Source organism: Pseudomonas sp. R32 (genome assembly GCF_009866705.1).
GTDB lineage: Bacteria > Pseudomonadota > Gammaproteobacteria > Pseudomonadales > Pseudomonadaceae > Aquipseudomonas > Aquipseudomonas donghuensis.
Genome location: NZ_CP019396.1, coordinates 3,997,054 through 4,010,274, shown reverse-complemented (window position 1 = coordinate 4,010,274; position 13,221 = coordinate 3,997,054). Strand labels below are relative to the sequence as shown.

The window sequence follows — 13,221 nt, the reverse complement described above, 5'->3', positions numbered from 1 at the left end:
TGGCAGAAAATCGATTCAGCCGCCGGTGCGGTTATCTTCCCGGGCCCGCCTTGGCGTGGCCTGGCGCTGGCGTGTTTGATTAAAAAAAACTCCCGTGAATTGCGAATTCAGGTATAGTACGCGCCGGTCTTTCACCGGACCTCGTTTAAGGTAGTGCAATTCCCCGAAGCCAGCTTCGGCTGCGCGTCCGCCCCGCGGACTCTCCTTGACGTTCCTTTTTTTCTTCAATCGTTTTCGCAAATCCCCGCCGACAAAGCTGCCAGGGTGACCTTCGGGTCTTACAAGGCATGTGCAGCTTTGGAGCATGGGTCTTTGCGGATGCACTTAGAGGCAGACCCATGACCCAGGAAACCGGCGGCTTCGCCGCTCTCGAACTTCATCCGAGCATTGTTGCTGCAGTGCTGGCTACCGGCTACGAAGAGCCGTCCGCCATTCAGCAGCAATCGATCCCGATTATTCTCGCTGGTCACGACATGATCGGTCAGGCGCAGACCGGTACCGGTAAAACCGCTGCCTTCGCTCTGCCAATCCTGCACCGCATCGACCCGAGCAAGCGCGAGCCGCAAGCCCTGATCCTGGCGCCAACCCGTGAGTTGGCGCTGCAAGTAGCCACCGCTTTCGAAACCTACGCCAAGCAGATGCCGGGCGTAACCGTGGTGGCCGTGTACGGTGGTGCCCCGATGGGCCCACAACTGAAAGCTATCCGTAACGGCGCGCAAATCGTCGTTGCTACCCCGGGCCGTCTGTGCGACCACCTGCGTCGCGACGAGAAGGTCCTGGCGACCGTCAACCACCTGGTGCTCGACGAAGCCGACGAAATGCTCAAACTGGGCTTCATGGATGACCTCGAAGTGATCTTCAAGGCCATGCCGGAAAGCCGTCAGACCGTGCTGTTCTCGGCCACCCTGCCTGCTTCGATCCGTGCCATCGCCGAGCGCCACCTGCGCGAGCCGAAGCACGTCAAGATCCAGAGCAAGACCCAGACCGTCACCGCCATCGAACAAGCCCACCTGATGGTCCACGCCGACCAGAAGGTTTCCGCTGTCCTGCGCCTGCTGGAAGTGGAAGAGTTCGACGCGCTGATCGCCTTCGTGCGGACCAAGCAAGCCACCCTGGACCTGGCCAGCGCCCTGGAAGCCAAAGGCTACAAAGCCGCTGCGCTGAACGGTGACATTGCCCAGAACCAGCGTGAGCGCGTGATCGACTCGCTCAAGGATGGCCGTCTGGACATCGTCGTCGCCACCGACGTCGCTGCCCGTGGCCTGGACGTACCGCGCATCACTCACGTGTTCAACGTCGACATGCCGTATGACCCTGAGTCCTACGTTCACCGTATCGGCCGTACCGGCCGTGCGGGTCGTGAAGGCCGTGCGCTGCTGCTGGTTACCCCGCGCGAGCGTCGCATGCTGCAGGTGATCGAGCGTGTGACCGGTCAGAAAGTTGCCGAAGTTCGCCTGCCGAACGCTCAGGCCGTTCTCGATGCCCGCATCAAGAAGCTGACCAACAGCCTGGCGCCGTTGGTTGCCGATGCTGAGTCGACCCACGGTGATCTGCTTGATCGCCTGACTGCCGACATCGGTTGCAGCCCGCGTGCCCTGGCCGCTGCCCTGCTGCGCAAGGCTACCAACGGTCAGGCCCTGACCCTGGAAGCCGTCGAGAAAGAGCAGCCGCTGGTTCCGACCTACACCCCGCGTGAGCGCACTGGCGATCGTCCAGAGCGTGGCGAGCGTGAGCGTCGTGCACCGATGCCGCTGGGCGAAGGTCGTGCTCGCTGCCGTACCGCGCTGGGCGCGCGTGACGGTATCGCCGCCAAGAACCTGCTGGGCGCCATCCTCAACGAAGGCGGCCTGGCCCGCGAAGCCATCGGCCGCATCCAGGTGCGCGACAGCTTCAGCCTGGTCGAGCTGCCGGAAGAAGGCCTGGAGCGTCTGCTGACCAAGCTCAAGGACACTCGTGTTGCCGGCAAGCAGCTGAAGCTGCGCCGTTACCGCGAAGACTGATCCGCGAGCGATAAAAAAATCCCCGACTGGTTCGGGGATTTTTTTTGCCTGTGCCAAGCTGTGGCGCTGTCCGTGGGAGCAATTGTCTGTAGTGGGAGCGTGCATCTACCCTGTGGGAGCCGGTCTTGCCAGCGATCGAGCGCGCAGGATCAGTCGAACCGGTAGATATCCATCCCCAGCGCCCCGAGCGTAAACCCCTGGTGGGCAATCCCGAAGCGCCCACCTGCACCCCGGGCGAAGTTCAGCGGCAACAAGTGCTCATCGCTCGGATGGTTGCGCACTGCAAACGGCGCCCGCTGGCGGTAGTCATGCAGGGCAGGGGTGTCGTCGGCTGCCAGCTTGTCGATCATCCAGTCACGAAATGCCAGGGCCCAGGGCTCGACGCTGTCCGGGCCGGCCTGCCAATCCAGTTCGCGCAGGTTGTGGGTAATGCTGCCTGAGCCGATCAGCAGGATGCCTTCTTCGCGCAGCCCGGACAGCGCTTTGCCCATCCGTTCCTGCAGTTGTGGGCCCAGCTGGCTGGGTAGTGAAACCTGTACCACGGGAATGTCGGCGGCCGGGTACATCAGCGACAAGGGTACCCAGGTGCCATGATCGAACGGTCGCTTGGGGTCCAGGCGGGCCGGCAGGCCGGCATCGCACAGCAGGTGCTTGAGGCGTTCGGCCAGCGCCGGCTCGCCGGGCGCGGGGTATTGCACGGCAAACAGGGCGGCGGGAAAACCGCCGAAGTCATGCCAGGTCTCGGGGTGGGGATGGCTGGATACCCACAGCTCGCGGCTCTCCCAGTGCGCGGAGACCACCACGATGGCCTTGGGTCGCGCTAGTTGCCTTGCCAGGCGCTGCAGGGCCGGGCCGCTGGCGCCTGGCTCGAGGGCGAGCATCGGCGAGCCATGAGAAATAAACAGGCTGGGCAGCATGGGGAGCGTCCTGAAGGTTAAGATGGGGCTATCTTCAGGCAGATCATTGATCTAATTCCAATATAAGTTTTTGCATAATCTGATCGAATAATTCGAGGTATGCCATGCAGGCAGAGTTCTGGCACAAGCGCTGGGCAGACAACCAGATCGGCTTTCATCAGGGGCAGGTCAACAGCTACCTGCAACAATATTGGCCGGCCCTGGGCCTGGCGTCCGGCAGCAAGGTGCTGGTGCCCCTGTGTGGCAAAAGCCTGGACCTGGCCTGGCTGGCCGGGCAGGGCCATCGGGTGCTCGGCATCGAGCTTTCCCAGCGTGCCGTGGAGGACTTTTTCAGCGAGCAGCAGTTACAGCCTGAGGTCGCTCAGCAAGGTGTGTTCACGACCTATCGCAGCGGTAATCTGGAGCTTTGGTGCGGAGATTTCTTTGCCCTGAATGCTGAAGATATCGCTGACTGCAGTGCGCTGTATGACCGAGCGGCGGTGATCGCCTTGCCGCCGGCGTTGCGCGAGCGCTATGCGGCGCTGCTCAGCGGGTGCCTGGCGCAAGGTTGCCAGGGGCTGTTGATCACCATGGATTACGACCAGGCCCTGCTGCCGGGGCCGCCCTTTGCCGTGGTCGATGCTGAGGTGCAGCAGTTGTTTGCTGACTGGCAGCCTCTTGAGCTGGAGGCGCGGGACATTCTCGCCGAAAGCCCCAAGTTCGTTCAGGCCGCAGTGCCGCAGCTGTCCGAGCGGGTGTACCGCCTGCAGCGCTGAAATGCAAAAGGGCGACCGAAGTCGCCCTTTTTTGTTACCGGTGTCCGATCAGCCGCGACGGCGCAGGGCTTCGATACGGTCTTCCAGCGGCGGGTGGCTCATCAGCAGGCCAGCCAGGCCCTGCTTGAGGCCGCCATTGATGCCGAAGGCATTGAGGGTGTCGGGCATGTGCACCGGCACGCCTTGTTCCGAGCGCAGGCGCTGCAGGGCGCCGATCATTGCGTTGGTGCCGGCCAGGCGGGCACCGGCTTCGTCGGCGCGGAACTCGCGTTTGCGCGAGAACCACATGACGATGATGCTGGCCAGAATGCCCAGTACCAGTTCGGCGACGATGGTTGCAATGTAGTAGGCAATGCCCTGGCCTTCTTCGTTCTTGAAAATCACCTTGTCGACGAAGTTGCCGATGATGCGGGCAAAGAACATCACGAAGGTGTTGACCACGCCTTGCACCAGGGCCAGGGTGACCATGTCGCCGTTGGCCACGTGGCCGATTTCGTGGGCCAGTACGGCGCGCACTTCATCGGGCGAAAAACGCTCGAGCAGGCCCTGGCTGACCGCTACCAGGGCATCGTTGCGGTTCCAGCCGGTGGCGAAGGCGTTGGCCTCGTAAGCCGGGAAGATACCGACTTCCGGCATCTTGATGCCGGCTTCGCGGGACAGCTCCTCGACGGTCTGCAGCAGCCATTGTTCGTGGCGGGTGCGCGGTTGGCTGATGATCTGGGTGCCGGTGCTCATCTTCGCCATCCACTTGGAGATGAACAGCGAGATCAGCGAGCCGGCAAAGCCGAATACCGCGCAGAAAATCAGCAGCTGGTCGAGTTTGAGGTCAACCCCGTTGGCCGCCATGAACCCGTTGAAGCCAAACAGGCTCAGGGTAATGCTGGCAATCAGCACAACCGCGAGGTTGGTGGCCACAAACAGTAAGATGCGCATCATGGTTGTTACGTTCTCCTGACGGATAAAAGTGTCACGTATGCGGGGTATATAAGGTGCGCGCTGCGGTGATTCAACCGGGCGACTATTTCAAACTGTGTACTTGCCTGTATTACAGACGAATTCCAGCAACCCGCACGCCAGAGCGGCGGGTGATATCAGTGCTGAAAACTCGGTGTGTAAGGTCTGCGCCGCTAATGGCGCAGACGATTCCATATCAACGGTAGGTTACTGCTGATATGTCTTCAGGAAGTTTCCGATACGGCCAATGGCCTGCTCCAGGTCGTCGACCCGGGGCAGGGTCACCACGCGGAAGTGGTCCGGCCACGGCCAGTTGAAGGCTGTCCCCTGAACGATCAGCAGTTTCTCCGAGAGCAGCAGGTCGAGGACGAATTTCTCGTCGTTGTGGATCGGGCAGACCTTCGGATCAATGCGCGGGAACGCATACAGCGCACCCATCGGCTTGACGCAACTGACCCCGGGAATGCTGTTGAGCAGCTCCCAGGTACGGTTGCGCTGCTCGAGCAGGCGGCCTTGCGGCAGTACCAGGTCGTTGATGCTCTGGTAGCCACCGAGGGCGGTCTGGATCGCGTGCTGGCTCGGCACGTTGGCGCACAGGCGCATGTTGGCCAGCATGTCGATGCCTTCGATGTAGCTCTGGGCGTGATGCTTGGGCCCGGAGATGGCCAGCCAGCCGGAACGGAAACCCGCCACCCGGTAGGACTTGGACAGGCCGTTGAAGGTCAGGCAAAGCAGGTCCGGCGCCAGCGAAGCGGTGCTGATGTGCACGGCTTCGTCGTAGAGGATCTTGTCGTAGATCTCGTCGGAGAACACCACCAGGTTGTGCTGGCGGGCCAGTTCGAGCATACCCAGCAGCAGCTCGCGCGAGTACACCGCGCCGGTCGGGTTGTTCGGGTTGATGATCACCAGGGCCTTGGTGTTGGAGGTGATCTTGGCCTTGATGTCGTCCAGGTCCGGGAACCAGTCGGCCTGCTCGTCGCACAGGTAGTGCACCGGGTTGCCGCCGGCCAGGCTTACCGCGGCGGTCCACAGCGGATAGTCCGGAGCCGGGATCAGCACTTCGTCGCCATTGTTGAGCAGCGCCTGCATCGACATCACGATCAGTTCGGAGACGCCGTTGCCCAGATAGATGTCTTCAATGCCGACACCTTCTACCTGCTTTTGCTGGTAGTACTGCATGACCGCCTTGCGCGCGCTGAACAGGCCTTTGGAGTCGCTGTAGCCCTGGGCGGTCGGCAGGTTGCGGATCACGTCCTGGAGGATCTCGTCCGGCGCCTCGAAACCAAAGGGTGCCGGGTTGCCGATGTTCAGCTTGAGGATGCGATGGCCTTCCTCTTCCAGGCGTTTGGCGTGCTTGAGCACCGGGCCGCGAATGTCGTAGCAGACATTGGCGAGCTTGTTCGATTTGCTGACCTGCATGATGTGATCCCGATTAGAAAAGATCGCCGCGCAATGCGCTGTGAAAACGTTTGATATGCGTGTGACGCGGGTGCCAGACTGATGTCTGATGAGGCGCAATAATATACGTGCCGCCCGCCCTGTGGAAAAGCCATGGCGCGGGGTTTTTGGACAGATGAGGCCTGATGATGGAAAAACTCGAGAAAACCCTCGAAGAATGGCGCGCCATGCTCGACCCCGAGCAGTACAACGTGTGCCGCCTGAAGGGCACCGAGCGGCCGTTCAGCGGCAAGTACAATGGCACCAAGACCGACGGCGTCTACCATTGCATCTGCTGCAGCGAAGCGCTGTTCGATTCGAAAGCCAAATTTGACTCCGGATGCGGCTGGCCCAGTTTTTACGAGCCGATTGCCGACAGCGCGATGATCGAGATTCGCGACACCTCCCACGGTATGATCCGCACCGAGGTGACCTGCGCCAAGTGTGACGCCCACCTGGGGCACGTGTTCCCTGACGGCCCGCCGCCGACCGGGCTACGCTATTGCATCAACTCGGTCTGCCTGGACCTGGTGCCCCGCTGATAAAAGGAGAAAGGTCATGGCCGACGCAATGCTGAAGATCCCCTGCATTACCCTCACCGGTGAGCAAAAAGCCCTGGCCGATTACCCCGCCAAGGCGCTACTGGTGGTCAACACCGCCAGCCAGTGCGGTTTTACTCCGCAGTACAAAGGCCTGGAGCAGCTCTGGCAGCGTTATCGCGAACAGGGGCTGGTGGTGCTGGGCTTTCCCTGCAATCAGTTCGGCAAGCAGGAACCCGGTGATGCGCAGGAGATCGCGCAGTTCTGCGAGCTCAACTTCGGTGTCAGCTTCCCGTTGTTTCGCAAGATCGAGGTCAACGGCAGCGGTGCCCATCCGTTGTTCGTCGAGTTGAAAAAGCGCGCGCCCGGTTTGTTCGGCTTGCAAGGGATCAAGTGGAACTTCACCAAGTTCCTGATTGATCCGGCCACCGGCAAGGTCAGCCGCTATGCGCCAAGCACCAAGCCGGACGCCTTGACCGGCTCGATCGAAAAGCTGCTCAGGTAGCCTTCAGCGGCACCCAGTGATCGATCAGCGCCAGCAGTTCTTCGCGGCGAAACGGTTTGGCCAGGTAATCACTCATCCCCGCTGCCCGGCAACGTTCGCGTTCCTCGGGCATGGCGTTGGCGGTCAGGGCGACGATCGGCAGGTCTGGCCAGCGTCCGCTCTGGCGGATGCGCCGGCTGGCTTCGTAGCCGTCCATCACTGGCATGTTGCAGTCCATCAGCACCAGGTCGAATGGTGCCTGTTCCAGCTGTTCCAGGGCTTCGGCGCCATGGGCGGCAACGCTGACCTCGCAGCCGAGCTTGGCCAGCATGCCCTTGGCCACCAATTGATTCACCGGGTTGTCCTCGACCAGCAGGATGCGCGCGCGCCGTTCACTGTGCTGGGCGCCGTCCAATGGGGACTGGTTGATGTTGTCGGTGCCATGCAGGGTGCGCCGCAGCGTCTGATACAGGGCATTGCGCGCCAGCGGTCGCGCCTGCTGCTGCAACGGCGCCAGGTGTGCGGCCTGTTCACCGGGCAGGAAGTTGCCATAGGCGGTCACCAGCAGAATCGGCGCGCTGATCTGCGGGCGCAGGCTGAACAGGCAGTCCAGGTCGTCGGTGATCAGCAGATCTGGCTGTGCCTGCCCAAGTTGCGTCGGATGATCGTAGCGCTGGTAGTCCAGGCCCCAGCCGGGCAGCAGGGTGAGCAACAGTTCGGCCAGGCCGCTGCTGGCATTACTGATTGCGGCAACGCTACCCTGCAACGGTTGTGCAGGGACTGCCGGGGTGTGGCTGGGCAAGGGCAATTCGGCGCTGAACTGGCTACCGAAACCGGCTTCGGAGCTGATGCTCAGGCGCCCCTGCATGGCTTCGCAGAGGTTGTTGGTGAGCGCCAGCCCCAGGCCGGTACCGCCGTACTGGCGTGTGATTCCGGCACCGGCCTGGGTGAAGGGCTGGAAGATCCGCACCTGGGCTTCACTGGGGATGCCGATGCCGGTATCGCAGACGTCCAGGCGAATACCGCCGGGGTAGCTGGTCAGGCGCACATCGACACGGCCGAAGCGGGTGAATTTCAAGGCATTGGACAGCAGGTTGCTGACGATCTGCCGCACCCGGGTTGGGTCGCCGAGTACCATCGAGGGAAACAGCGGATCGATCAGGCAGGTCAGCTCGACACTCGGTGCGGCGTTCTGCGACAGCAGATTGGCGGTGTCTTCGACCAGGGCGCCGAGGTCGAAGGGGATGCGCTCGAGTTCAAGCTGCCCGGCGTCGAACTTGGACAGGTCGAGAATATCGTTGAGCAGCTCGACCAGCACTTTTCCCGAGTCGTGGGCGATCGACAGCTGTTGACGTTGCTCGGCATTGAGCGGGCTGTCCAGGGACAGGGCGATCATGCCCAGCAGGCCATTGAGCGGCGTGCGAATTTCGTGGCTCATGTTGGCCAGGAAGGCCGCGCGGGCCTGAGCCATGTCCAGGGCGCGGCGCCGGGCGACTTCGAGCTCTTCATTGGACTGGCTCAGACGGGTGTTGCTGGCCTTGAGCTCATTGGTGCGCGCCGAGACGATGTTCTCCAGTTCGTTGAGGTAATCGGTCAGGCGGTTTTCGGCGTTGCGCCGTTGCTGGATCTCGGTGGCCATGCTGACGAACTGCTGGTTGGCGACCTTGACCAGCACGCCGATCTCGTCGAGTTCATGGCCCGGTGGGAACGACAGCTTGGACTGCGACGGATTGCGTGAATCGCTGTTGCTTAAGGCCCTGATCACCCGTACCAGCGGTTGGGTCAGCATGATGTAGAACAGGCCGAGAAGAATGCCGGTCAGAATCAGGCTGCGGATGAAACCGTTGAGCAAGGTGACTTCGGCACGCTTGAGAAAGCGGCTGCCGAAGGCAAAAGTGTCGACGTCCAGGAACAGCGTGCCCAGGGACTCGTCGGGCATATGGCTGAGAAACAGCCGGTCCTGGAACTGGCGTGACTCACTGAAGAGGAAATCGCTGATCAGCCGGTAGCTGCTTTCCTGGCGTGGGCGCTGAACATCGGCGAGTACGGTGTCGTTGTTGTCGATCAGCCAGGCGCGGGTGATCGCCGGCGATTGCAGCAAGCCGCGGGTCAGCTCCTGGGCCAGCTCGGCATCGATGTTGTACGCGATGCGCGAGGCCGGGTTATGGCTGATTTCCAGCAGCGACAGCATCTCGCGGTTGATAGAGGCGTCTTCACTGGCATAATCGATACCGATCTGGATGAGACTGAGCAATGTACCCAGGATGAAGCCGACCAGGACCGTCAGCCGGGCTTGCTTGTAGGACAGGCGATTGGTGAACTTGATATCCATGAGTCCCGAGCCAGTTTCACATTCCGTGCGCTGCGCAAGCATAGCCGATCAGTCCCGGCTGCTGGCACGCCCTGTCACACATTCAGCTATGCCTTTGTCCTTGCAACTGTCTTGAGGAAATCTTGTGGACTCTCGTTTGAATGCTTTTCTGGAACGTGCAGAAACCGTGCTTGCCCGCCTTGAGCCCTTGTTGCCGGCGGTGCGTGCGAACATCGACTGGTCGCAATGCCTGGCTGCGCGCTGGCAGCGTGATGGCCGTAGCGGCTACCTGTTGCCGCTGGAGGTCAGCCTCGACATGCGCCTGTCCGACCTGATCGGTGTCGATCAGCAGCGCGAGCAACTGGGGCGCAACACCCGCCAGTTTCTTGATGGCATGCCTGCCAACCATGCACTGCTCTGGGGTTCGCGCGGTACCGGCAAGTCATCGCTGGTGCGAGCGTTGCTGGCCGAGCATGCCGAGGCCGGCCTGCGCCTGATCGAAATCGAGCGTGATCACCTGGCCGACTTGCCGCGGGTGGTTGAGCAACTGCAGAAACTGCCGCAACGCTTCGTGCTGTTCTGCGATGACCTGTCGTTCGAAGCCGGGGAGGGCGATTACCGGGTGCTCAAGAGCGTGCTCGATGGCTCGCTGGAGCAGGCCCCGGATAACGTGCTGCTGTACGCTACCTCGAACCGCCGCCACCTGGTGCCGGAGAAACAGAGCGACAACGAAAACTGGAAGATGGTCGACGGCGAGCTGCACCCCAACGAGGCGGTGGAAGACAAGATTGCCCTGTCTGACCGCTTCGGCCTGTGGCTGTCGTTTTACCCCTTCACCCAGGAGCACTTCCTCAACGTGGTCGAACACTGGATCGGCCAGCTGGCCCGGCGCGCGGAGCTGGTCTGGAGCCGCGACGAGGAGCTGGACATTCTCGCTGTACGCTGGGCGACCGGCCGCGGCAACCGTAACGGCAGATGCGCCTACCAGTTCGCCCGCTATTGGGTCGGGCTGAAACTGTTGGAGCAAAAACCATGATCGACCTCAACGCTACCGGCGCTGGCCTCGAAGGCTACGGCCTGCTGGCGGCTCAGCTGGAAGCCCTGTTTGCCGATGAGCGTGACTTCATTGCCAACGCCGCGCAGTTTTCGGCGTTCCTCTATAGCCAGGTCGATGACTTGAACTGGGCTGGCTTCTACCTCAATCGCAACGAGCAACTGGTGCTCGGGCCGTTTCAGGGGCAGGTGGCCTGTGTGCGTATTCCCTTCGGTCGCGGTGTATGCGGTGCGGCCGCGGCCAGCCGGGAAACCCAGCGGGTCGAAGACGTGCACGCATTTCCCGGGCACATTGCCTGTGACAGTGCATCGAACAGTGAGCTGGTGATTCCGCTGGTCAAGGACGGGCGCTTGATTGGCGTGCTGGACCTGGACAGCCCTAAGCTGGCGCGCTTCAGTGAGGTGGATCAGGCGGGGCTGGAGCGCTTGGCGGGGATCTTTCTGCGTTTGACTGATTGCTGACGAGCGCTTTGCACTCGATCGCCGGCAAGGCCGGCTCCCACAAGGTTCGGTGTATACAGGACCTGTGGGAGCCGGCCTTGCCGGCGATCGGGTCAACCAGAACTCAGTCGTAGATGACTTTCTTCTTCCAGTCTTCGGTGGTGTCGGTTTTCAGGCCTTCGGTCAAGGCGTTGGTTTCGTCCGCGGCCGGTTCCAGCTGGCTCAGCACCTGAGCGTTGGCGCGGGCCAACAGCTTCTCCATGTACTCGAGCTGCTCGCGGTAAACCGCCGGGTCCGGCTGCTTGCGCAAGTACTGCACGCCGCGCTCGAACGCCAGGCGTGCATGCCCTGGCTGGTTTTGCTGCAGCGCCTGCTGGCCGAGGTTGTTGAAGAACTCGATGTGCAGCAGTACCAGGATATGGCGGATTTCCTTGACCCAGTACTTGGCCTCGTTGGTCGGCAGGAAGCCTTCCTGAGCAGCACGGGTAATCTGGTTATGCATGCCTTCGAGCAGGAAGCGGACATCCTTGGCCCGGGCTTCGGTTTGAATCGGCATCGGCGGATTGTTCACCGGCAGCGCCTCACCCTTGGCGATCAGCCCTTCAAGCTCGGCAATCCGCGCCCGGATGTCGCGGCTGTGTTTGTCCAGGGCCAGTCGGCGCTGGTTGAGGTTGAGTTCCAGGCGGGTCAGTAGCAACTTGAGTGCCGGGGTCATCAACTGGCCAGGAAAGGTTTCGGTGATTTCGCCACAACGGCGCAAACGTTCGGCCAGCTCGATCTTCAGCCGGGCACGCTCGAGCTTGTTGTTCTCGACCACGTTGTTCAGGTAGCCGATCACGATCAATAACGCGATCCCCGCTACTATAAGCAGGGTGATCAGAAGTGGTGTCACCGTTAACGCCTCATACAGGATGATTTACTGTTTGAGTGTAGTGGCTTAGCTTTTAGCCGGATAGAGCTGTTTGGCAGTTGCCTGGGGGGTAGTTGATGGCCTTTTGCTTTCAACCTGCCGTGGCTGCTGGGCCGAAGGCGGGTAGAGCGTCAGAAAAAAAACGTCAAGCGTAAGGCGCGCGATGGCCTGGCAGAAGGCTGCAAAGCTTCGCGAAGTCATTGATTTAAATAAATTTATACAGAGGGGTTGACGGCTTATCAAAGCATCCCTAGAATGCGCGCCACTTGCAGCGTAAAGCACACAGCGAAACGCGGCAGGGAGTGAATGTTGTAGTGTGTCCCCTTCGTCTAGTGGCCTAGGACACCGCCCTTTCACGGCGGTAACAGGGGTTCGAGTCCCCTAGGGGACGCCAATGCGGGAATAGCTCAGTTGGTAGAGCACGACCTTGCCAAGGTCGGGGTCGCGAGTTCGAGTCTCGTTTCCCGCTCCAGTTTACAAAGGCTTTGCTTAACGGCAGGGCTTGTAAAAACCCAGCGTCAGATCTTAACGGTTTGAGTTGGTAACTGAAGCATGCATTGCATGTTTCGGGCGTCGTCCCCTTCGTCTAGTGGCCTAGGACACCGCCCTTTCACGGCGGTAACAGGGGTTCGAGTCCCCTAGGGGACGCCATTTTTGCGGGAATAGCTCAGTTGGTAGAGCACGACCTTGCCAAGGTCGGGGTCGCGAGTTCGAGTCTCGTTTCCCGCTCCAAATATGGTGCTCCAGCGTTTGATAACGCTGTAGTGATGGAACAAGGGCATCAGCGCTTGTTCTTGCCGGTTTGCCGGTCGCTACAAAATTTGCGGGAATAGCTCAGTTGGTAGAGCACGACCTTGCCAAGGTCGGGGTCGCGAGTTCGAGTCTCGTTTCCCGCTCCAAATAAAGAAACGCCGTTCATTTGAACGGCGTTTTTTTTCGTCTCGGTTTTAACCGCCACCTGCAGACGGCAGGACTGTTGTCAGCCCTGCGCGCCTGTAGCGCTTAATGCTTGCTGTCGTCGTCCGACATGCTCAGCAGCTGTTTTTCCTGATTCCAGTCGAAGGGCTCGTCATTCTGCTCGGCTTCGAAGCGGCGCTCTTCCAGTTCCTGGTACATGTCCAGCTCGTTCTCCGGCATGAAGTGCAGGCAGTCGCCGCCAAAGAACCACAGCAGGTCGCGCGGGACCAGGTGAGCGATTTGCGGGTAGCGCTGGATGACCTGGCAGATGATGTCCTGGCCAAGATAGGTGCTTTCCGGGTCGACCGGCAGTTGCAGCATCAGCTCGTCGAAGCGCTCCAGAAACAGCGCGTGGCTTTCTTCCGGTACCTGCTCGGCTTCGCCCAAGGCAACCAGGATGGTGCGCAGGTGGGTGAGCAGGGCGAGATGATATTCCAGGCGATCGGTAGCCATGCTGGCAATC

The 13,221-nt window shown here is 61.1% G+C and carries 11 protein-coding genes, 5 tRNA genes and 1 pseudogene; 11 read left to right on the top strand and 6 right to left on the bottom strand.

The features are described from left to right. Positions 1-304 precede the first annotated feature (304 nt). A pseudogene (locus PspR32_RS18525) lies at positions 305-2,000 on the top strand (DEAD/DEAH box helicase). A 149-nt stretch (positions 2,001-2,149) separates the two neighbouring features. Here the strand turns inward: PspR32_RS18525 and PspR32_RS18520 are convergent. After that, on the bottom strand, positions 2,150-2,917 hold the full coding sequence (locus tag PspR32_RS18520) for a DODA-type extradiol aromatic ring-opening family dioxygenase (protein WP_159388997.1): 768 nt from the start codon (positions 2,915-2,917) through the stop codon (positions 2,150-2,152). Between the two features lie 104 nt (positions 2,918-3,021). On the opposite strand from PspR32_RS18520, the gene PspR32_RS18515 reads away from it, so the two are divergent. Continuing rightward, a complete protein-coding gene (locus PspR32_RS18515; RefSeq protein ID WP_100782056.1) occupies positions 3,022-3,672 on the top strand; it encodes a thiopurine S-methyltransferase in 651 nt (216 codons plus the stop codon). A gap of 48 nt (positions 3,673-3,720) precedes the next feature. Here PspR32_RS18515 and htpX read toward each other — a convergent pair whose 3' ends face one another. Then, positions 3,721-4,608 carry a protease HtpX gene (gene htpX, locus PspR32_RS18510; protein WP_036996500.1) on the bottom strand — a complete coding sequence of 296 codons (888 nt, stop codon included), beginning with the start codon at positions 4,606-4,608 and terminating at the stop codon, positions 3,721-3,723. Between the two features lie 225 nt (positions 4,609-4,833). Then, positions 4,834-6,045 (bottom strand): pyridoxal phosphate-dependent aminotransferase, encoded by a 1,212-nt coding sequence (locus PspR32_RS18505; RefSeq protein ID WP_010226289.1) that lies wholly within the window; start codon positions 6,043-6,045, stop codon positions 4,834-4,836. Positions 6,046-6,212: 167 nt separating this feature from the next. Here PspR32_RS18505 and msrB point away from each other — a divergent pair, with 167 nt between their 5' ends. After that, positions 6,213-6,605 carry a peptide-methionine (R)-S-oxide reductase MsrB gene (msrB, locus tag PspR32_RS18500; protein ID WP_036996498.1) on the top strand — a complete coding sequence of 131 codons (393 nt, stop codon included), beginning with the start codon at positions 6,213-6,215 and terminating at the stop codon, positions 6,603-6,605. Between the two features lie 16 nt (positions 6,606-6,621). Next, complete coding sequence (locus PspR32_RS18495; protein WP_036996497.1) at positions 6,622-7,107, top strand: glutathione peroxidase; 486 nt, start codon at positions 6,622-6,624, stop codon at positions 7,105-7,107. Here the strand turns inward: PspR32_RS18495 and PspR32_RS18490 are convergent. Next, complete coding sequence (locus PspR32_RS18490; RefSeq protein WP_174242302.1) at positions 7,100-9,460, bottom strand: response regulator; 2,361 nt, start codon at positions 9,458-9,460, stop codon at positions 7,100-7,102. The two genes, PspR32_RS18495 and PspR32_RS18490, sit on opposite strands and share 8 nt — an antisense overlap. 82 nt (positions 9,461-9,542) lie before the next feature. Between PspR32_RS18490 and PspR32_RS18485 the strand changes: the two genes are divergently transcribed. Then, positions 9,543-10,433, top strand: coding sequence for an ATP-binding protein (locus PspR32_RS18485; RefSeq protein ID WP_010226285.1), 891 nt, complete (start codon positions 9,543-9,545; stop codon positions 10,431-10,433). Next, complete coding sequence (locus PspR32_RS18480; RefSeq protein ID WP_010226283.1) at positions 10,430-10,912, top strand: GAF domain-containing protein; 483 nt, start codon at positions 10,430-10,432, stop codon at positions 10,910-10,912. Before PspR32_RS18485 ends, PspR32_RS18480 begins: the two co-directional genes overlap by 4 nt. Before the next feature lie 103 nt (positions 10,913-11,015). Here PspR32_RS18480 and PspR32_RS18475 read toward each other — a convergent pair whose 3' ends face one another. Then, on the bottom strand, positions 11,016-11,783 hold the full coding sequence (locus PspR32_RS18475) for a hypothetical protein (protein WP_010226281.1): 768 nt from the start codon (positions 11,781-11,783) through the stop codon (positions 11,016-11,018). A gap of 336 nt (positions 11,784-12,119) precedes the next feature. Here PspR32_RS18475 and PspR32_RS18470 point away from each other — a divergent pair. From PspR32_RS18470 to PspR32_RS18450, 5 genes are all read left to right on the top strand, one after another. Beyond that, positions 12,120-12,195: transfer RNA gene (locus PspR32_RS18470), tRNA-Glu, on the top strand. A gap of 2 nt (positions 12,196-12,197) precedes the next feature. Next, a tRNA-Gly gene (locus tag PspR32_RS18465) sits at positions 12,198-12,273 on the top strand. A 103-nt stretch (positions 12,274-12,376) separates the two neighbouring features. Then, positions 12,377-12,452, top strand: a tRNA-Glu gene (locus PspR32_RS18460). 5 nt (positions 12,453-12,457) lie between these two features. Further along, positions 12,458-12,533: transfer RNA gene (locus PspR32_RS18455), tRNA-Gly, on the top strand. 91 nt (positions 12,534-12,624) lie between these two features. Then, a tRNA-Gly gene (locus PspR32_RS18450) sits at positions 12,625-12,700 on the top strand. Between the two features lie 103 nt (positions 12,701-12,803). Here PspR32_RS18450 and PspR32_RS18445 read toward each other — a convergent pair. Beyond that, on the bottom strand, positions 12,804-13,211 hold the full coding sequence (locus PspR32_RS18445) for a PA2817 family protein (protein WP_010223202.1): 408 nt from the start codon (positions 13,209-13,211) through the stop codon (positions 12,804-12,806). Positions 13,212-13,221: the final 10 nt, after the last annotated feature.